This is a genomic window from Flavobacterium sp. (assembly GCF_043756175.1).
In the GTDB taxonomy this organism is placed as follows: Bacteria; Bacteroidota; Bacteroidia; order Flavobacteriales; family Flavobacteriaceae; genus Flavobacterium.
In genome coordinates, this window is the sequence record NZ_JAYURN010000028.1 from 1 (window position 1) to 19,337 (window position 19,337).

Genomic DNA, 19,337 nt, shown 5'->3' on the forward strand with positions numbered 1-19,337 from the left:
CTCGAAATTATGCACTGAAACTATTAAAAGACGATGCTCCTATGGAAAAACCAGAACATCAAACTTTGCGAAAAGTATTTATAGAAATCTCTAAGAAGAAAAATATTTGGAATTATATAAGCTAAAAAAAGCAGCTTCATTTTATTAATAAAGCTGTATTTTTTTTATAATCTATTTTTAATTTTTTACTTCATAGACCAATCTGTAATACTATCTTGATTCATTTTTACATAATCTTCATTTTTTGCTGCTTGTGCTGCTGCCAAAGAAATTTTTGCAGTTTCAATCGCACCTTTTTTATCCCCTAGTTTAGCTTGTATTTGAGATTTCAAACGAGTGTACCAATATGGTTTTTTCTGGCTCAATTCGTAAGCTTTATTCACATAACTCAATGCTTTATTCAAATCTCCGTTTGATTGAAAAAAGTATTGTGCCGATGAGTAATAATCTCCAGCCGTAGGTCCTGCAAGTGTCTTATCTATGCTTGCCATAGTTGCTTTTTGAGTAGGAACTTCAATTTTAACAGCAACAATTGTTTTTTCCCAAGAAAATTCAAGATTAGCAAAATTAATATCAGTATTATTTATTCCAATTGTAAATGTTTCGATGTTTCTGTCTAGAATCTCTGGTTTTGCATTTACTTTTAACACCACTTTTGCTTCATCCCAAACTTCTGGATTTCCCCAATTATTAGTATCTGAATAAAAAATAACTTCCCAGTTATCAGGTTTCGGAATCGTATAAATAGCGTATTTTCCTTGTTTTAAAGATGATCCATTTATTACAACATCATCTGTAAAAGTTATTGTAGTATTTTCGTTAGCACCAGTTCTCCAAACTTTATCAAAAGGAACTAAATTCCCAAAAACAATTCTTCCTTTTGCACTTGGTCGGTGGTATTCAATATCAATATCTGTCAAACCAACTGTTTGTATTAGCGTCGATTTTGGACTCGCTTGTGGCATTTTTACTTGAGCTTCAATAGTATAAGAAGCAATAATAAGGGCTAAGGCAACAATTATTTTATACATTTTATATAATTTTATTTTCCCAAAGATAAAGTTTCAAATTCAAATCAATTGTTAAAGAAAAGATAAAGTAAAAATATTTTGTTTAACTTTATTGTAATAACGTTAAACATTTTATATATTTACACAAAATTAAATTCAACAATGAAAATTTATACTTTACATTCAAAACAAAATTTACCAATAACTTTACAACAAGCTTGGGATTTTCTTTCTGACCCCAAAAATCTAAAAGCGATAACACCCGATTATATGGGATTTATAATAAAATCTGGGGCAGATAAACCCATGTTTGCTGGACAAATAATTCAATATATTGTTACACCCGTTTTAGGAATAAAAACCAAATGGGTAACTGAAATCACACATGTTGAAGATAAAAAATATTTTGTCGACGAACAACGTTTTGGTCCATACTCACTTTGGCATCACAAACATTTTTTAAGAGAAATTCCTGGTGGTGTAGAAATGGAAGATATTATAGATTATAAAATTCCCATGGGAATATTAGGTCAACTAGTTCATCCTTTTTTAGTAAAACCAAAATTGAAAGAAATATTCGAATACCGAGAAAAAAAATTAATTGAACTTTTTGGCGAATTTAAAGCACAATAACCATGAAAAACATATTACTAATAGGAGGTTCCTACGGAATTGGTTTGGCTATTGCAAACCAATTACAGACAGAAAACAATGTTTTTGTGGCTTCTAGAACAAACGAAGGTTTAACAAATTTGAATGTCACTCACATTCCTTTCGATGTCATTACTGACACTTTAGACACCACAAAATTACCCGATGTTATCGACGGCTTAATATATTGTCCCGGAAGCATCAACCTGCGACCATTCAAAGCTCTAAAAATAGAAGCTTTCGAAAACGATTTGCAAATTAATTTTATTGGAGCTGTCAGAGTAATTCAATCTGTTTTACCCAATCTAACTGCTTCACAACAATCGAGTATTGTCTTGTTTAGTAGTGTTGCGGCAAGTATGGGAATGCCATTTCATACTAGTGTTGCTGCTGCAAAAGGAGCCATCGAAGGTTTTGCAAAAGCACTTGCTGCCGAGTACGCACCAAAAATTAGGGTAAACGTCATTGCACCATCATTAACAGATACACCATTAGCAGGTAAATTTTTAAATAATGATGAGAAAAAAGTAGCGTCTGCATTGCGTCATCCGCTAAAACGTTTCGGAACGGTCGATGATATTGCACAAATGACAAGCTTCCTAATTAGTGATAAAAGTAGTTGGATTTCTGGTCAAATTTTCCATGTCGATGGCGGAATGTCAACCCTTTTAGTCAACAATTAAAATCTTTAGGAGCACAAGATTTCGTTCCCTTACAACCATAATCCCGCTTTTCGCAGTATCTTTTGGCTCAAGAAAAATGAGCCAAAAGTATACAAGCTTTAATCGGGGCTAAATTGTAACTTTACGTTTTTTTACAACAAAACTTTACAAATGAACATATTTTGGTTCCGCCGTGATTTGCGATTAGATGATAATGTAGGATTTTTTCATGCTTTAAATAGTGATGAAAATGTTTTGCCTATTTTCATTTTTGATGATAACATACTTTCTCAATTACCCAAAGATGATGCTCGTATTACTTTTATTCACGAGTTATTATCTAAAATACAGTTACAATTGCAAGAAAAAGGAAAATCGTTAGCTATTTTTCACGGAAAACCATCAGAAATTTTCGAAAAACTAATTACTGAAAATAAAGTAAAAACAATTTACACAAACCATGATTACGAACCTTATGCTCGCAAACGAGATAAAGAACTGAATCAGCTTTTTGTGAGCCACAATATCGAATTTCTAACCAGCAAAGATCAAGTCATTTTCGAAAAAAGCGAAGTCACAAAAGACGACGGAAAACCTTACGTTGTTTATACACCTTATTCTAACAAATGGAAAGAAAAATTTAAGCAAACAACGCTAAAAAATTACAATTCTGAAGACTATTTAGATGAAATTTTTGTTCACTCCTACCCTTTTTTGAGTTTAAAAGCGATAGGATTTGAGACTTCAAAAATAACCATTACGCCTTATGATATTTCAGAAAATCTGATAGACAATTATGAAGCTACAAGAAATTTTCCATCACTAAATAAAACTTCTTTTTTAGGGATATATCTTCGTTTTGGAGCCGTTTCTATCAGAAAAATGATGAAAGAAGCTATAAAAAGTAAAAATGAAACTTTTTTTAAAGAACTCATTTGGAGAGAATTTTTTATGCAAATATTGTGGCATTTTCCACATACTATAAACAAAAGTTTTAGAGAAAAATATGATGCTATTATTTGGGAAAATAATGAGGATTTATTTCAAAAATGGTGTGAGGGAAAAACAGGTTATCCTTTTGTAGATGCAGGAATGAGAGAGCTTAATGCCACTGGACACATGCACAATAGAGTGAGAATGATTGTGGCAAGTTTTTTATGCAAACATTTACTAATCGATTGGCGTTGGGGAGAAACTTACTTTGCTACAAAACTTTTAGATTACGAGCAATCAAGTAATGTAGGCAACTGGCAATGGGCAGCTGGTTCTGGTGTAGATGCAGCACCTTATTTCAGGATTTTTAATCCAACAGAACAAATTAAAAAGTTCGATAAAGACTTAAAATACATCAAAAAATGGATTCCAGAATTAGAAACTTCCCACTATCCTGAACCTATCGTAGAACACAAATTTGCAAGAGAACGTTGCTTGAGAGTTTATAAAGAAGCGGTTGGTTAAATTCCCCTCCTTTGGAGGGGTGCCCAAAGGGCGGGGTGGATAAATTATGAATATTCTTGAATTATAAATTGTTCTAAATCAGTCATTAAATTTCCTAAATCGTGTAGTACTTTCAAATCTGATGTTCTAAAAACTTTAAGACCTAACGATTTTAAATATTGTTCTCTTTTATTATCGTATTCTTCTTTATCATTATGACTAGAACCATCTATTTCGATAATTAATCCTAAATTTTTGACATAAAAATCTACAATATAATTTCCAATTATTCTCTGACGGTCAAAATCGATACTCCAAAATTTTCTTTTGTGAACTTGTTGCCAAAAAACTACTTCGGGATAATTCCCTGCTTTTCTTAACGATTTTGCCCTCGAAGCCAAGCTATGATTATACGGAAGGTCTTCAATAAAGTTTCTGTTTATTGGAAATTTGTTTATGTAGGTTAGTATCAGCTTTTCGTTTGGTGCGGTCATGTTTTATTGATGTTTGTGTTTAAATCCACCCCGCCCTTCGGGCACCCCTCCAAGGAGGGGAATATGTAGCCGCTAAATTTTTAATTTATCTAAATTTATTTCATCAAAATGACTAATTACTCTATCTGCCAGAGAATAATCTTGCAATTTAGAATTCACACTATCATAACCAATACAATAAATTCCTGCAGCTTTTGCCGCTTTTATTCCGTTTGTGCTGTCTTCTATAACAATACAATTTTCTTTTGGCGCTATAGATAATGAAGCAGCATGCAAAAAAATGGCTGGATCTGGTTTCGATTTTGGAAAATCTTCTCCCGAAACAATATGTGTAAAATATTGATGTAAATCGAATCGATTAAAAACCCTATTGATTGTACTTTTTGAAGCCGACGAAGCTACTATTAATTGTATGTTATTGGAGTGCAAATTCTGAATGAGTTTGTGTACGCCATCTATGAGTTCTAAATCTGGTTTAGTATCGAAGGCATTGTTAAATAAATGCCGTTTTCGCAGAATTAAATCTTCGACTTCATGTTCTAATTTGAAACTTTCTTTTAGTTTCTGAAATACATTACGAGTCGAATTACCTGTAAATGAAGCATACATTTCGTTAGAAACTTCTATGTTTAGTTCCGTAAAATGTTGGTTGTAGGCATAATGATGAACGGGTTCGGTATCGACAATTACGCCGTCCATGTCGAAAATTACGGTTTGAATCATTTTTTTAAGTGGCTAAAGTTCTGAGCGGCTAAGGTACTAAGTTTTTAGTAGTTTATAAATAGTAAAATGGATTGCTAACTAGCCCTGATGGAAGTGGTAATCCTTTTTTCGTCAGTTCGAGTTCCTCGCTTTTTTTAGCGAGGAGTATCGAGAACACGAAAAAAGATTGTAACGACAGCAGGAATTACCTTTACTGATACAAACTGTACTTTCGCTTCAAAAAAATAAATAAATTAAACCTTTTTAGATATCTTTAGTCTTACTAATAAAACAAACCTACTTTTGCAAGACGAAAAAGCTTTTATCGCTGAATTATTAAACCCTAAAACGCAAAATGATGCGTTTAGGAAGCTCTTGCAATTGTATCAGAAACCGTTGTATAATCATGTGCGAAATATGGTTTTGAGCCATGATGATGCCGATGATGTGTTGCAAAATGTGTTTGTGAAGGTTTTTCAGAATTTGAAGAATTTTAAAGGCGACAGCAAACTTTTTTCTTGGATGTATCGTATCGCGACTAATGAAGCCATTACTTTTATGCAACAACGTGCTAAAAAAAGTGGAATTTCGAGCGAGGAAGTGCAGCAAAAAGCAATAAATAAGCTGGAAAGTGATGTTTATTTTGATGGAAATGAAATACAACTCAAATTGCAAAAAGCGATTGCAATTTTGCCCGAAAAACAACAATTGGTTTTTAAAATGAAATATTTTGAGGAACTAAAATACGAACAAATTGCCGAAATTACAGGAACTTCGGTTGGTGGTTTGAAAGCTTCCTATTTTCATGCAGTGAAAAAAATTGAAGATTTTTTAAAAATTGATTAAACCTTTTTATACAATAGTAGTCTTAATAACATGAAACAATTTGATTTAGATAACGATCCAAAAATAGACAGCGGATTTCGAATCCCAGAGAACTATTTTGAGCAGTTTGAAGCTAAAATAATAAGTCAGCTTCCTGACAGAGAAGTGAAAGTAATTTCTCTTTTTAAGACTAGAAAATTTTGGTTTTCGTCAGTAGCTGCAGTGTTTGTTATTGGTTTATTTACTACAATGTATTTGAATAATATAAAAACTGAAAATATAAGTACCGAAGATTATTTAGCTTGCGCAACAACAATAAGTACTGAAGATATTATTGATAATTTATCTGATGATGACATTACTGCAATTGAAGAATCATTGGATTTATACGATCAAGACACAAAAAATTATGCTAAAGAATATTTATACTAAAACTCTTAAAATGAAAAAAATAATTACACTAATATTTCTATTCGTTTGTACCATAAGTTTTGGTCAAAATTTTGAGAAAAGAGCAGAACGAGTTAAAGCACTTCGTGTGGCATTTATTTCTAATAAACTAGATTTAACATCTCAGGAAGCTGAAAAATTCTGGCCTATTTTTAACAAATTTAGTGATAGCCAAATGGATTTACACAAGCAAAAAAGAAAGCTTATGCTTAAACTTAAACCAGAAAACACAGTAGGAATGTCTGACACGGCAACTCTAAAATTGTTAAATGAATCCGAAGATATTGATGCTGATATGGAAAACAAAAAACGTCAGTTTGTGAAAGATTTACAAGGCGTAATACCACCTCAGAAAATATTATTACTCAAAAAAACGGAAGAAGAGTTTAAAAGTACCCTTTTGAAAAAATTGAATGATAGGAGAAATGGACCGCCTCCAAGAAATTAAAAAAAATACTAAAGAACCGCTAAATTATTTTTTAGCGGTTCTTTTTATTTGAAATTTATTCTTACAATTTTATTTTTTCCTGCGGCAACCGCGGTTTTATTGTCTATAAATCTAATGGTATAAAAATCTTTATCTGCAGATAATTGATTCCATTTTATACCTGCATCTCCCGAATAAAAAATACCTGTTGCACCAACAACTACAATAGATTTCCCACCACTATTAGGAACATATTGAAGACACGAAGCGTAACCAAAACCTTCATTTTCGGCAATAAGTTGCCAGGTTTTTCCACCATCATTTGTGATGGCTTTATTCTGAAAGTTTTGTTCCAGTTTTTCGTAGTTTCCACCAGCAATAAAACCCATATTTTTATCATAAAAATCGGCGGTAAAAGAACCTGTCATTGTTTGTCCTTGCACAATTGGCGTTTCAAAGGTTTCCCAAGTATTTCCTTTATCTGCTGAATGAAAAACTCTCGATTTTTTTCCACCCGAAACCATCCAAACATTACTTTCTTTGATGATTAAATTGGTATTACTTGCGGCAAAAAAAGCTTCACCATCTGCTAATTTTGGTAGTTTGTCACATGTGATTTTTTGCCAAGTTTCTCCGCCATCACTTGTTTTTATCATCGATGGACAATTTTCGGTTGGATCGCCTATTGCTATTCCTTCATTGTCATTAAAAAATTGCATCGAATCATAAAATACTTTTTCGTGACTTTCTTGATAGACTAATTTTACTTTGTAATCATTTTTTGAAATACGATATAACAGCGCAGGATTAGCTACTGATAAAATAAAAATATTTTTTGAAGTTTGTGCAATACTTCTAAATTCGATTTTATAATTTTCCTTAGCAATAATTCCGCTATAATTTGCTGAAGAATCCAGTGAAATAAAACCATAATTGCCATTATTTGCTGCATACCAGACTTTATTATTATCTATTACTAAAGCCCTACAGCTTAGTTTTTCACTTAGTAAAGTATCTATTATAACTTTAGAGAATTCCGGATTAGGTGTGAAATTTTTATTTGTTGTGCACGAATGTAAAATATTAGTAATCAATAATATATAAAATATGTTTTTCATAATAAAATTTAAAAATTCTAAATTACATTTTTTTGTGTAAAAGAGTACATAATTTTATTAAAAATTAGAGTCTAATCAGATAAAATATTTTAATTTTGCTATTCTTTTTAAGAATAAAATATGAGTACTTCACACGGTCACGATCTTCACAGTAAATTATCACTAGGCGGAATATTAATAACATTAGGAATCATTTTTGGAGATATAGGAACTTCTCCATTATATGTAATGAGTTCTATATTGGGTAAACATGCTATTGATGCTCAAGTTGTTCTGGGAGGAATTTCTGCAATATTTTGGACATTAACATTACAAACCACATTAAAATATGTATTAATTACTCTTTCGGCAGACAATAATGGTGAAGGAGGGATTTTTGCTCTTTATGCATTAGTAAAACGGACGAAAGTAAAATGGCTCATAATTCCTGCAATTATTGGCGGAAGCGCCCTTTTAGCTGACGGAATCATTACGCCACCCATCTCGGTTTCATCGGCTGTGGAAGGTGTAAAAACATATTATCCCGATTTAAATACTGTTCCGATTGTCATTGGAATACTTGTCCTTTTATTTACAATACAACAATTTGGCACTAAATTAGTAGGTAAATTTTTTGCTCCAATGATGCTTATTTGGTTTGGTATGTTAGCAGTATTGGGACTAATTCAAATTACAAAAAACACCGATGTCCTTTGTGCTGTAAATCCTTATTATGCCTATCAATTATTAAGTGTTCATCCTGAAGGATTTTATGTTTTAGGCTTTGTTTTTCTTTGTACAACTGGTGCAGAAGCTTTGTATTCTGATATGGGACATTGCGGACGAAAAAATATTCGTATCAGTTGGATTTTTGTTAAACTAGCTTTGCTTTTAAACTATTTCGGACAAGGTGCTTACTTAATAAAACATCAAGGTGTTACTTTGCAAAGTATTAATCCAAATAATGCAAATCCGTTTTACTTGATTATGGCCGATTGGTTTCAACCTTATGGTATTGTAATTGCAACCTTGGCAGCTGTAATCGCTTCGCAAGCTTTAATAAGTGGCTCATTTACATTGATAAACGAAGCGATGCGTTTGAATTTTTGGCCTAAAGTTAAAATTAAATACCCAACAGATCAAAAAGGCCAAATATATATTCCGTCGATTAATTGGTTGTTATTAGCTGGCTGTATCGGAGTTGTTTTGTATTTCAAGAAAGCAAGTAATATGGAAGCCGCTTATGGTCTTGCCATTGTCCTTTGCATGATTATGACAACTATTTTACTTACTTATTTTATGATTATAAAAAGAGTGGCTTTGTACATAATTTTACCATTAATATTAATCTATTTAGTGATCGAATTTAGTTTTCTAATTGCTTGTTTAGACAAATTCCCTCATGGTGGTTATGTAACAATTATTATTGCAGCGGTTCTGATATTCATAATGTCCATTTGGTTTATGGCCAAACGAATAAGTAAAAACTATACCAAAATTGTAAAAATAGACCATTATAAAAAGGTATTAGCGGAGCTAAGCGTCGATTTATCGATACCTAAATATGCAACCCATTTAGTTTATATGACTAATGCCAATCGTATTGATGAAATTGAAGAAAAAGTAATGTATTCTATTTTGCAAAAACGTCCAAAAAGAGCCGATTTGTATTGGTTTGTACACGTAAATATCACGAATGAACCTTATAAAAAAGAATATAAAGTAACTGAAATCATAAAAGATGACTTATTTAGAATCGATTTTAATCTTGGCTTTAGAGAACCTACTAAAATAAATTTAATGTTTAAGGAAGTTCTTAAAGACATGGTTGCTAAAGGGGAGGTAGATATTACTAGTCGTTACGAATCATTAAGTAAAAACAACATTATTGGCGATTTCAAATTTGTATTGTCTGAAAAATTCTTATCGAACGACAGCTTTATGCATTGGCACGAAAAACTAGTTATGAATACTTATTTCTTTTTCAAAAAAATGAGTTTATCAGAGGAACAAGCTTTTGGATTGGACAGTAGCTCGGTAAAAGTTGAAAAATTCCCAATGGTTCTCCACGCTCCAGAAAAAATTGAAATGACAAGAATTGAATGTAATCCTAACTTGTAATCACCCATGATCTCATATAATCCCAAGGAATGGTTTACCTTTATATTCAGGTTTCATAAAGCAGAAACTTTTAGGATTTTACTTCCACTAATTACCGGAATATCAATCTATAGTGGAATTATTGTTTATTTTTTTCAGGATTATTTACATTTAACAGAAAATCATCATCTTAAAAACATAACTATCATGCATAGCATGCTTGGTTTTGTAATTTCATTATTATTAGTTTTTAGAACAAATACAGCATACGATCGCTGGTGGGAAGGAAGAAAACAATGGGGAGCATTAGTAAATAACAGCAGAAATTTTGCTTTAAAATTGTCATCTATTTTAACTGAAAAAGATGATAAAGCCTTCTTTAAAAAAATTATTCCTTATTATGCTAATGTTTTGAATTTGCATCTTAAAAATCAAAATGTTAGTCAAGAATTATTTGATGAATACAATATTAATTTAGATCCTAAAAAACACAAACCAAATCAAGTTGCAAAATTAATTTTCAAAAAGATTAATGATTTGTATCATGAGAAAAAAATAACTGGAGAACAGCTTTTATTTATCAATTTAGAGATAATATCCTTTACAGAAATTTGTGGCGCTTGTGAGAGAATCAAAAACACTCCAATACCATATTCATATAGTGTCTTTCTTAAAAAATTTATCTTTTTTTATGTAATGACTTTACCTTTAGGTTATGTTTTTGTTTTAGGTTATTATACTATTCCAGTGGTGCTATTTATATTTTATGTTTTAGCAAGTTTAGAACTAATTGCAGAAGAAATCGAAGAACCTTTTGGTAATGATGAAAACGATTTACCTACAGAAAGAATTGCCGAAAATATTAAGAAAAATATTGATGAAATTTTATAATTTTAATATTAAAAAAGAAGAGCTTTTCACAAAAATGAAAAGCTCTTCTTTCTTATAATGTACTTTGTTTTTATTTAATAATCAACTTTTTAATTGCTAATTTATTATCCTCAACAACCTTAACCATATATACTCCTAAAGCTAAATTCAAGCTCAGTTTCTCGTTGTTTTTATAATTTCCCTGATATACACTTATACCAGTCATAGAAAAAATTTCGATTTTAGCCTCATTTTTTAACCCCGAAATTGCAATAACATCTTTTGCAGGATTTGGATACATTGACACTTGTAATTCATTAAAATCTGGACTTGATAATGTAGATGACCAAGGCAAACCAACTTTAGTTCCCCAAATATGATCTGCTAAATCCGGGTGATCTACAAATGGATTACGGTTTTGTTGCCAAGTATATATAACATTATTGTGGTTCATCTCGAAATCATCCGATGAATCCGTCATATTCCAAGTTAATAAAGTGGCTAAATCTCCTATAAATCCATCTGGATTTTGTGCGGGATTGCCATTAATAACGTTTAGACCATTATATCGCACAGCCATATAAAATATTGCTCTAGCAACATCACCATGCCAACTACCTTGGTTTGCAGCTGGACCGTTATAATCTACACCAAAATTTCTTTCGCTTCTTAAGCTGTTTTCTGGGCTATCTTCTGCTCTAATATGATGCCCATCGGCATGTCCTGCTAAAATATCATTTGCGTTTGTAGGTAACCAAACATCAATTCCATCAGCTGAATTAGAAGTTCCATCGGTAAAACCACCGCGTGATTGACAATAAATATGTTCACGATTCCAAAAACCAACAGCTCCACTTGTACCTGTTTGTTGATTTAATTTAGAACTTGGACGTTCTACATACATCAGCCAAACTTGGTTATTATTTTCAGGATTCGAATCGGAACTTTTCAACATTTCAAAAACATCACCATAATTTTGAGCTCTTACAACTGCTGGATTTGCAATAATATCTTGAATGGCTTGTTTTAATGCTGTTCCCGATAAACCTTCTAATGAATCATAATAACCTAATGGTCTTGTACTAGGACATAATCCGTGTGTAGGATTCATTGGTGTTCCATAAGGCAAAGTCACAAAATTAACATCATTTACCCTAATAATCATATTATTGTTATACAAACTATAACCAGGATCTACAGCACCTACAACAATTTTCATTTCTTCGTCACCATCATTCGTTCCATCATTCAGAACTGTTATTATTGTACTTCCAGTAGTTCCGCCAACTGGTATCGTTACCGAAATAACTCCTGAATAATCAGCAGCCGTAAATGTGCCATTATTTAAAGTAAAATTGATAACCAAATCACTTCCTGTAACTACGCTTGTTGATGTAAAAGTAATTGTAAGTGATTGCCCTTCTGTTAGTGTAGAGGCACTAGTTGTTAATCTCAAATAAGTTAATACAATTCCAGAACCATCATTATTTCTCCCTGGAGTTGGTGCTTTTACTTCATAAGTACCATCACTTTTTCTTTGAATAGATTGTGAAGCAGGCGCAGAATTTAGGTTTTCATTAATACAAGTTACTAACCCTAAAATTGTCATTAATGCCGTTGGTTGTGTCGATGCACTATTAGAATAAGCCAATGCGTCTATCAAACCACTTGCATGTGCTGTTGTATTTATTGGAAAATCTGTAGCATTTCCTAGATAAAGACCTACAGTATCCGGTCCGTTTTGAATCGTTGCAACTGGAACAAGAAATCCAGGAGTTGGAGAAACTTGTGGGTTTCCAAAGTGAATAATACCATTTACGTCTGTCGAATATCCATCTAAATCGATAGTAAAATAACTAAGTGTTGCTGAGTATGGACTTGTACCACTTGCATTATAAAAAACCAAAACATAACCATCTAATGGCATATTTGGCGTGACAGATTTTAGCTCTATAAACTCTAAAACATCTGTACTATTAGTATCCGGGTCTATTTCATTGATCACAACTTGCGAAAATCCTGTATTGCAAAATAATAGCAATAAAAGTAGTTTTTTAATCATTCTACATAAATTTGGGATTGCAATGTATTAAAATTTAAGTATAAAAATACATTTATTAAAAAACTTTATCAACACGTAACATTTATAATATTTGATAATCTAAAACATAATACATTGAAAGTAATAAAGTTATGTTTCTTTTTGCTAAATTTTATTTAAACTAAAACTAAAATTAATATTCAAAATTCTCTAAAAAATTATTATTATACTATATTGCAGCTTAAATTCATATCATTAATGACTGCAAACTGGAAATTTTCTACTAAATCTGTTTTTTTATTTGCTTTTTTGCTCTTAATCATAAAAAGTTATGGGCAACAGCGAACTAAAATGATTGTTGTATTAGATGATGTTTCTCACAGCCTAATCGTTAAGCAAACCATAGAATTTACAAACAATTCGAACAAATCACTCTCAAAACTGGCCCTAAACGATTGGAATCATGCTTATTCTAATAAATATTCTCTTTTAGGTAAACGTTTTTCTGACGAATATATCAGAAATTTTCATTTGGCACCTTATTCTGAAAGAGGAAGCACAACAATAACGAAAATGCTTGTAAATGATTCCCTTACAAAATGGAATCGTTTCGAAAATCATCTTGATATTATAGAAATAGCTTTAGAAAACAGCCTAGAACCATCAAAGTCTATCACGATTAATATTGAATACAATCTAAGAATTCCTAATTCAAAATTTACTCGTTTTGGTTACGATGATGGAAATTATCTATTAAATAATTGTTTTTTATCATTAGCTCGTTTATCAAAAGACGGACAATTTACCTATTACAGCAACGAAAATCTTGAAGATATTGCCAATGCAGTTTATTCAAACATAAATATCGATTTTGTACTTCCTAAAAATTATGAGATAACTTGCAATCTAGATTTAATTACTCAAATAGAAGCTGATGCAACAAAAACTATCAGTTTTAGTAATGAAAATAGCTCCCAAATTCAATTAGCTATTGAAAAAAACAACAGCTACGAAAGTTTTAAGAACGACAACATCGAAGTGCAAACAAATCTATATAATACTAAGCTAAACGGTATACAAAAAGCAATTATAATAGATAAAATTGTAAATTATGTCTCTGATAATTTAGGTAAAATATCATCAAAAAAAATAATAGTATCGCAAGTAGATTATGAGCGAAATCCATTTTATGGATTAAACCAGTTGCCATCAATTTTAAGCCCTTTTCCTAATGAGTTTTTGTATGAAATAAAATTTTTAAAAGCTTATTTGCATAATTATCTCAAGTCAAATTTAAAAATAGATATAAGAAAAGACAGTTATATTTTTGATGCAGCTCAGGTATATATCATGATGAAGTATATTGAAGAAAATCATCCAGATATGAAACTCATTGGCAATTTAGGCACTTACAAACTCACTAAAAGTTATTTCTTAGCCAAAGCAAATTTTAACGAACAATACAATTATTTATTTCTACTAATGGCTAGAAAAAATTTAGACCAAAGCATTGGAAATTCTAAAGAGACTTTAATCAAATTTAACGAGCAAATTGCTGGAAAATATAAAGCAGGTTTGAGTTTTAAATATTTAAGCGATTACCTCAACGATAATTCGATCGAAAAAAGTTTTAAAGAATTTATTATATTAAACCAAAGAAGTCAAACAGATACGAATGATTTTCAAGAAATTTTAAAGAAAAATGCATCCCAAAATATCGATTGGTTTTTTGATAATTTAATTTATTCTAATAAACCAATTGATTATTCATTTTCAAAATCAAAAAAAACAAAAGAAAATATTACGGTTATTATCAGAAACAATTCGACTATTGCCGTACCAATAAGCATTTCTGGAATAAAAAACAATAAAGTAGTTTTTAGAAAATGGCTCCAAAACATAACTACTGACACAACTCTTGTATTTCCTAAAAAATACCTAGACAAACTAATTCTAAACGACAGTAATAACATTCCTGAGTTCAGTAAAAAAAATAACTACAAATCTTTAAGAGGTTTATTTTCATTAAACAGACCTATAAAATTTAACCTTCTTAGAGATCTGGAAGATTCTAGATACAATCAGATTTTTTATACTCCAGAAATTGGTTATAATCTATATGACGGAGCAATCATTTCTTTAACTTTAGATAACGAAACATTACTAAACAAACCATTTAGATATAATTTAAGTCCGAGTTATTCAGCTGCAACTCGCTCTATGACAGGATCTATGAGTTATTATTTTAACCAACAAAGACGTGATTCAAAACTATATAATATTGGTTATGGGTTAAATTCTTCCTATTATCATTACATACAAAATGCTGCTTATCTTAAGGCAAATTCATCGGTATCATTAAGTTTTAGAGATTTAGATTTAAGAAGTAACAAAAGGCAAAATATTAGTTTTAGAGTAGCGTATGTAAACAAGGAAAGTTCTCCGCTAAACAATCCTAATAGCCAATCACCATTAAAATTTGCTGCTTACGATGGTAGTTATTCCTACCAGAAACCCGAAATGTCAAGTGGTTTGGGTTTTGGTACTGGGCTTTCATTTTCTAAAAATTTCGGAAAGGCTACCGCAGGAATTTCTTATAGAAAACTTTTCGAAAATAATTATCAGATTGGATTGCGATTCTTTGCAGGAACTTTTTTTTACAACAAAGACATCAATTCCAATGCTTTTGGGCTTGACAGACCCAAAGATGTTTTGCTCGATTATAATTTTTACGGTCGCTCAGAAAGCACTGGTTTTTTTAGCCAACAACTTATTATTGCCGAAGGAGGATTTAAATCGAAACTTCAAAATCCCTATGCCAATAAATGGATGACCACGCTAAATATAACATCGTCAGTTTGGCATTGGATAGAATTATATGGCGATGCTGGTTTTTACCAAAGTAGAAATCAAAATATAAAATTTGGATACGATAGCGGAATACATCTCGATTTGGTTCCCAATTATTTAGAGCTTTTTTTTCCTATATATTCCACAAACGGATTCGAAATGGGGCAAAAAAATTATCAAGAAAAAATACGCTTTATTTTTACCATCTCTCCAAAGACACTAACCAAACTTTTTACCAGAAAATGGTTTTAATCTTTTGTTTTTCGATTTTATTTTTAAATATATTTTATTAAAACGAGATGTTTTAAATACATATCATAATTTTATCTTTATAATCAATAAAAATATTATCGATAATTCAATAATATTTTCTCTCCACATATACAACATAACTAGTTTTTACTTAAATTTGTCATTATTACATTTCTAATTTATGATACAAGTAGAAGAAAAACAACCTTTAACTTTTGAAGATTTCAAAACCGAAGTTATACAAGATTATACCATTGCCACAACAAGTCGCGAATGTAGTTTGCTAGGAAGACGTGAAGTTTTGACTGGAAAAGCTAAGTTTGGGATTTTTGGAGATGGTAAAGAAATACCGCAACTCGCCATGGCAAAAGCTTTCAAAAATGGTGATTTTCGATCGGGATATTATCGTGATCAAACCTTTATGATGGCAATTGGTCAAATGACAATGCAACAGTTTTTTGCAGGATTATATGGTCATACAGATTTATCTCATGATCCTATGAGTGCTGGTCGCCAAATGGGTGGTCACTTTGCTACACATTCATTAGACGAAAATGGAAATTGGAAAAACCTAACACAACAAAAAAATTCGAGTGCAGACATATCGCCTACTGCTGGGCAAATGCCTCGTTTATTAGGTTTAGCACAAGCATCAAAAATATATAGAAACGTTTCTGGAATTGAGCAAATCAACTTTTCTGAACAAGGAAATGAAGTCGCTTGGGGAACTATAGGAAACGCTTCTACTTCTGAAGGTTTATTTTTTGAAACCATCAACGCAGCTGGTGTTTTACAAGTACCGATGGTCATGAGCGTTTGGGATGATGAATACGGAATTTCTGTTCATGCACGTCATCAAACTACCAAAGAAAATATATCGGAAATATTAAAAGGTTTCCAACGTGACGAAGAGAATAAAGGTTACGAAATTCTAACTGTAAAAGGTTGGGACTACCCTACTCTGGTAGAAACCTATCAAAAAGCTTCAGCAATAGCTCGTGAGCAACACGTCCCTGTATTAATTCACGTTCGTGAACTAACACAGCCTCAAGGACATTCAACTTCTGGATCACATGAGCGTTACAAAAATGCCGAAAGACTAGAATGGGAAGGTGATTTCGATTGCTTACGCCAAATGAAATTGTGGATGATTGATAACAATATTGCCACATCCGAAGAAATTGATGCTATAGACAATCAAGCCCGAAAAGAGGTTTTAGAAGCTAAAAAAGCCGCTTGGACAGCATTTGTAACACCTATTAAAGAAGAAAGAGACGAATTAGTTTTGTTGCTAAATACGATCGCAAATACTAGCGAGAACAAAGTTTTTATAGAAAAATATGCTAATGATTTGGCGGCAATAAAAGAGCCAATAAGAAAAGATAGTATTACAACAGCACGTAAAATTTTACGATTAATCGTCAAAGAAAACGGAAAAGAACAACTGGCAACTTGGATTACTAATTATACCAATAAAATACAACCAAAATTTAGCTCTCACCTATTCTCACAATCAGATAAAAATATATTTTCTGTTAAGGAAGTTCTACCTAATTACGATAATTCTGCCGAAGAAGTAGATGCTCGTTTAATTTTACGTGATAATTTTGATGCCATTTTTACAAAATATCCTGAAAGTTTAATTTTTGGTGAAGATGCAGGGAATATTGGTGATGTAAACCAAGGTTTAGAAGGCATGCAAGAAAAATACGGAGAACTTCGTGTTGCCGATGTTGGTATTCGTGAAGCTACCATTTTAGGTCAAGGAATAGGTATGGCCATGCGTGGTTTGAAACCTATTGCCGAGATTCAATATTTAGATTATTTGCTTTACGCCATTCAAATCATGAGTGACGATTTGGCTACTTTACAATACAGAACTGCTGGTCGCCAAAAAGCACCGCTTATTATTCGTACTCGTGGTCACCGTTTAGAAGGTATTTGGCATTCTGGTTCTCCCATGGGAATGATTATTAATGCGATTCGTGGTATTCATGTTTTGGTTCCTAGAAATATGACCAAGGCAGCTGGTTTTTATAACACTTTATTAGAAACTGATGAACCTGCACTTGTGGTTGAATGTTTGAATGGTTACCGATTGAAAGAAAAAATGCCAACCAATTTAGGAGAATTTAAAACACCTATTGGTGTAGTGGAAACTATTAAATCTGGAAACGACATTACTCTAGTTTCTTACGGATCGACTTTAAGATTAGTAGAACAAGCTGCAAAAGAGTTATTAGAAGTAGGAATTGATGCCGAAATTATAGATATACAGTCGTTATTACCATTTGATGTAAATCACGATATTGTAAAATCATTGACTAAAACGAATCGTTTGTTAATTATAGATGAAGACGTTCCAGGTGGTGCTTCTGCATATATATTACAACAAATTATCGATGAGCAAAAAGGATATATGGTTTTAGACAGTCAGCCAGAAACATTAGCAGCAAAAGCACACCGACCTTCTTACGGAACCGATGGTGATTATTTCTCGAAACCCTCTGTAGAAGATATTTTTGAGAAAGTATATGTAATGATGCATGAAGTGAATCCTAGTAAGTTTCCGAGTTTATACTAAGAAATAATATTTTTTTTATAAAACGTCGAACGAGAGCAATTTAGTTTGGCGTTTTTTTTTGTCCAAAATTAAATTTCAGAAGAAACATTCTGTCAACTTTAATCATCTTGGAACGTTAAAACAAGTTAAATTAATTTATTTTAAAACCCTAAATAATTTTACTGCGTATATATCAATATAACAAATAAAAATATATTATGAAAATACAAAAATTCTTTTCGGTTGCTATTCTAGGATTGGTATTAGTATTTGGGGCTAACTCATTCGCTCAAAAAACAGTAACAGTTGGAGGAGCTCCAATGTATCCAGCTAAAAATATTATTGAAAACGCTGTAAATTCAAAAGACCATACCACATTGGTAGCTGCAGTAAAAGCAGGGGATTTAGTAGAAACATTATCTAGTAAAGGACCATTTACAGTTTTTGCACCAACAAACGAAGCATTTTCTAAATTGCCAGCTGGAACTGTTGAAACTCTGGTTAAACCGGAAAACAAAGCCATGTTACAAGGAATTTTAACCTATCATGTTCTAGCAGGAAAATTTAATAGTAAAGCCATTGCTGCTGCAATTAAAGCTGGAAATGGAATTGCAGAATTCAAAACTGTTCAGGGCGGAAAAATCATCTGCAAAATGGACGGTAAAAAATTAGTAATTACTGATGAAAAAGGAAATAAATCGACAGTTACAATCGCGGATGTTAACCAGTCGAATGGTGTTATTCATGTTGTAGATACAGTTATAATGCATAATTAATTCCAGAACGTTTCCTTAAAATAAATCCCGTTAATAGACTGCCCCCAAAAAGTTAGACACTATTTGGGGGTATTTTTATGGAAAGAAAAGTCAAATATGATTATACATTTAAACTCGAATGTGTAAAATT

General features: G+C 31.7%; 16 protein-coding genes. 11 read left to right on the top strand and 5 right to left on the bottom strand.

Annotated elements, in window-relative coordinates; all coding sequences use genetic code 11:
- Window positions 1–185: 185 nt before the first annotated feature.
- Window positions 186–1,031, bottom strand: coding sequence for a DUF2911 domain-containing protein (locus ACH2BP_RS01425; RefSeq protein WP_395056288.1), 846 nt, complete (start codon window positions 1,029–1,031; stop codon window positions 186–188).
- A 141-nt stretch (window positions 1,032–1,172) separates the two neighbouring features.
- Here ACH2BP_RS01425 and ACH2BP_RS01430 point away from each other — a divergent pair, with 141 nt between their 5' ends.
- From ACH2BP_RS01430 to ACH2BP_RS01440, 3 genes are all read left to right on the top strand, one after another.
- Window positions 1,173–1,643, top strand: a complete 471-nt coding sequence (locus ACH2BP_RS01430; protein ID WP_395056290.1) for a cell division inhibitor — start codon at window positions 1,173–1,175, stop codon at window positions 1,641–1,643.
- A 2-nt stretch (window positions 1,644–1,645) separates the two neighbouring features.
- Window positions 1,646–2,344, top strand: a complete 699-nt coding sequence (locus ACH2BP_RS01435) for an SDR family NAD(P)-dependent oxidoreductase (RefSeq protein ID WP_395056292.1) — start codon at window positions 1,646–1,648, stop codon at window positions 2,342–2,344.
- A 150-nt stretch (window positions 2,345–2,494) separates the two neighbouring features.
- Window positions 2,495–3,781, top strand: a complete 1,287-nt coding sequence (locus ACH2BP_RS01440; RefSeq protein ID WP_395056294.1) for a cryptochrome/photolyase family protein — start codon at window positions 2,495–2,497, stop codon at window positions 3,779–3,781.
- A 44-nt stretch (window positions 3,782–3,825) separates the two neighbouring features.
- Here the strand turns inward: ACH2BP_RS01440 and ACH2BP_RS01445 are convergent, their stop codons facing one another.
- Complete coding sequence (locus ACH2BP_RS01445; RefSeq protein ID WP_395056296.1) at window positions 3,826–4,254, bottom strand: endonuclease domain-containing protein; 429 nt, start codon at window positions 4,252–4,254, stop codon at window positions 3,826–3,828.
- A 72-nt stretch (window positions 4,255–4,326) separates the two neighbouring features.
- A complete protein-coding gene (locus tag ACH2BP_RS01450; protein WP_395056298.1) occupies window positions 4,327–4,977 on the bottom strand; it encodes an HAD family hydrolase in 651 nt (216 codons plus the stop codon).
- 282 nt (window positions 4,978–5,259) lie between these two features.
- On the opposite strand from ACH2BP_RS01450, the gene ACH2BP_RS01455 reads away from it, so the two are divergent.
- From ACH2BP_RS01455 to ACH2BP_RS01465, 3 genes are read left to right on the top strand one after another with little or no spacing between them, the layout of a single operon-like run.
- On the top strand, window positions 5,260–5,802 hold the full coding sequence (locus ACH2BP_RS01455) for an RNA polymerase sigma factor (RefSeq protein WP_395056300.1): 543 nt from the start codon (window positions 5,260–5,262) through the stop codon (window positions 5,800–5,802).
- A 30-nt stretch (window positions 5,803–5,832) separates the two neighbouring features.
- Window positions 5,833–6,213 (top strand): hypothetical protein, encoded by a 381-nt coding sequence (locus ACH2BP_RS01460; RefSeq protein ID WP_395056302.1) that lies wholly within the window; start codon window positions 5,833–5,835, stop codon window positions 6,211–6,213.
- Window positions 6,214–6,223: 10 nt separating this feature from the next.
- Window positions 6,224–6,679: a sensor of ECF-type sigma factor gene (locus ACH2BP_RS01465; protein WP_395056304.1), complete on the top strand. Its 456-nt coding sequence runs from the start codon at window positions 6,224–6,226 to the stop codon at window positions 6,677–6,679.
- A 44-nt stretch (window positions 6,680–6,723) separates the two neighbouring features.
- Here ACH2BP_RS01465 and ACH2BP_RS01470 read toward each other — a convergent pair whose 3' ends face one another.
- Window positions 6,724–7,776 carry a WD40/YVTN/BNR-like repeat-containing protein gene (locus tag ACH2BP_RS01470; protein WP_395056306.1) on the bottom strand — a complete coding sequence of 351 codons (1,053 nt, stop codon included), beginning with the start codon at window positions 7,774–7,776 and terminating at the stop codon, window positions 6,724–6,726.
- A gap of 120 nt (window positions 7,777–7,896) precedes the next feature.
- Here ACH2BP_RS01470 and ACH2BP_RS01475 point away from each other — a divergent pair, with 120 nt between their 5' ends.
- Together ACH2BP_RS01475 and ACH2BP_RS01480 are read left to right on the top strand one after the other, a co-directional pair.
- Entirely contained in the window at window positions 7,897–9,876 is a 1,980-nt protein-coding gene (locus tag ACH2BP_RS01475) for a KUP/HAK/KT family potassium transporter (protein ID WP_395056308.1), read from the top strand.
- A gap of 6 nt (window positions 9,877–9,882) precedes the next feature.
- Window positions 9,883–10,746 carry a bestrophin family protein gene (locus ACH2BP_RS01480; protein WP_395056310.1) on the top strand — a complete coding sequence of 288 codons (864 nt, stop codon included), beginning with the start codon at window positions 9,883–9,885 and terminating at the stop codon, window positions 10,744–10,746.
- Window positions 10,747–10,816: 70 nt separating this feature from the next.
- On the opposite strand, the gene ACH2BP_RS01485 is transcribed toward ACH2BP_RS01480, so the two are convergent.
- A complete protein-coding gene (locus ACH2BP_RS01485; RefSeq protein ID WP_395056312.1) occupies window positions 10,817–12,787 on the bottom strand; it encodes an endonuclease in 1,971 nt (656 codons plus the stop codon).
- A 237-nt stretch (window positions 12,788–13,024) separates the two neighbouring features.
- On the opposite strand from ACH2BP_RS01485, the gene ACH2BP_RS01490 reads away from it, so the two are divergent.
- From ACH2BP_RS01490 to ACH2BP_RS01500, 3 genes are all read left to right on the top strand, one after another.
- The gene (locus ACH2BP_RS01490) at window positions 13,025–15,868 is read left to right on the top strand and encodes an aminopeptidase (RefSeq protein WP_395056314.1); all 2,844 of its coding nucleotides are present in this window, start codon (window positions 13,025–13,027) and stop codon (window positions 15,866–15,868) included.
- A gap of 181 nt (window positions 15,869–16,049) precedes the next feature.
- The gene (locus ACH2BP_RS01495; protein WP_395056316.1) at window positions 16,050–18,452 is read left to right on the top strand and encodes a thiamine pyrophosphate-dependent enzyme; all 2,403 of its coding nucleotides are present in this window, start codon (window positions 16,050–16,052) and stop codon (window positions 18,450–18,452) included.
- Window positions 18,453–18,649: 197 nt separating this feature from the next.
- The gene (locus ACH2BP_RS01500) at window positions 18,650–19,207 is read left to right on the top strand and encodes a fasciclin domain-containing protein (RefSeq protein ID WP_395056318.1); all 558 of its coding nucleotides are present in this window, start codon (window positions 18,650–18,652) and stop codon (window positions 19,205–19,207) included.
- Window positions 19,208–19,337: the final 130 nt, after the last annotated feature.

What these genes read in the sequence shown, in the direction of transcription:
- ACH2BP_RS01425 (WP_395056288.1), bottom strand. Translation starts at nt 1,031, where the DNA reads ATGTATAAAATAATTGTTGCCTTAGCCCTTATTATTGCTTCTTATACT.
- ACH2BP_RS01430 (WP_395056290.1), top strand. Translation starts at nt 1,173, where the DNA reads ATGAAAATTTATACTTTACATTCAAAACAAAATTTACCAATAACTTTA.
- ACH2BP_RS01435 (WP_395056292.1), top strand. Translation starts at nt 1,646, where the DNA reads ATGAAAAACATATTACTAATAGGAGGTTCCTACGGAATTGGTTTGGCT.
- ACH2BP_RS01440 (WP_395056294.1), top strand. Translation starts at nt 2,495, where the DNA reads ATGAACATATTTTGGTTCCGCCGTGATTTGCGATTAGATGATAATGTA.
- ACH2BP_RS01445 (WP_395056296.1), bottom strand. Translation starts at nt 4,254, where the DNA reads ATGACCGCACCAAACGAAAAGCTGATACTAACCTACATAAACAAATTT.
- ACH2BP_RS01450 (WP_395056298.1), bottom strand. Translation starts at nt 4,977, where the DNA reads ATGATTCAAACCGTAATTTTCGACATGGACGGCGTAATTGTCGATACC.
- ACH2BP_RS01460 (WP_395056302.1), top strand. Translation starts at nt 5,833, where the DNA reads ATGAAACAATTTGATTTAGATAACGATCCAAAAATAGACAGCGGATTT.
- ACH2BP_RS01465 (WP_395056304.1), top strand. Translation starts at nt 6,224, where the DNA reads ATGAAAAAAATAATTACACTAATATTTCTATTCGTTTGTACCATAAGT.
- ACH2BP_RS01470 (WP_395056306.1), bottom strand. Translation starts at nt 7,776, where the DNA reads ATGAAAAACATATTTTATATATTATTGATTACTAATATTTTACATTCG.
- ACH2BP_RS01475 (WP_395056308.1), top strand. Translation starts at nt 7,897, where the DNA reads ATGAGTACTTCACACGGTCACGATCTTCACAGTAAATTATCACTAGGC.
- ACH2BP_RS01480 (WP_395056310.1), top strand. Translation starts at nt 9,883, where the DNA reads ATGATCTCATATAATCCCAAGGAATGGTTTACCTTTATATTCAGGTTT.
- ACH2BP_RS01485 (WP_395056312.1), bottom strand. Translation starts at nt 12,787, where the DNA reads ATGATTAAAAAACTACTTTTATTGCTATTATTTTGCAATACAGGATTT.
- ACH2BP_RS01490 (WP_395056314.1), top strand. Translation starts at nt 13,025, where the DNA reads ATGACTGCAAACTGGAAATTTTCTACTAAATCTGTTTTTTTATTTGCT.
- ACH2BP_RS01495 (WP_395056316.1), top strand. Translation starts at nt 16,050, where the DNA reads ATGATACAAGTAGAAGAAAAACAACCTTTAACTTTTGAAGATTTCAAA.
- ACH2BP_RS01500 (WP_395056318.1), top strand. Translation starts at nt 18,650, where the DNA reads ATGAAAATACAAAAATTCTTTTCGGTTGCTATTCTAGGATTGGTATTA.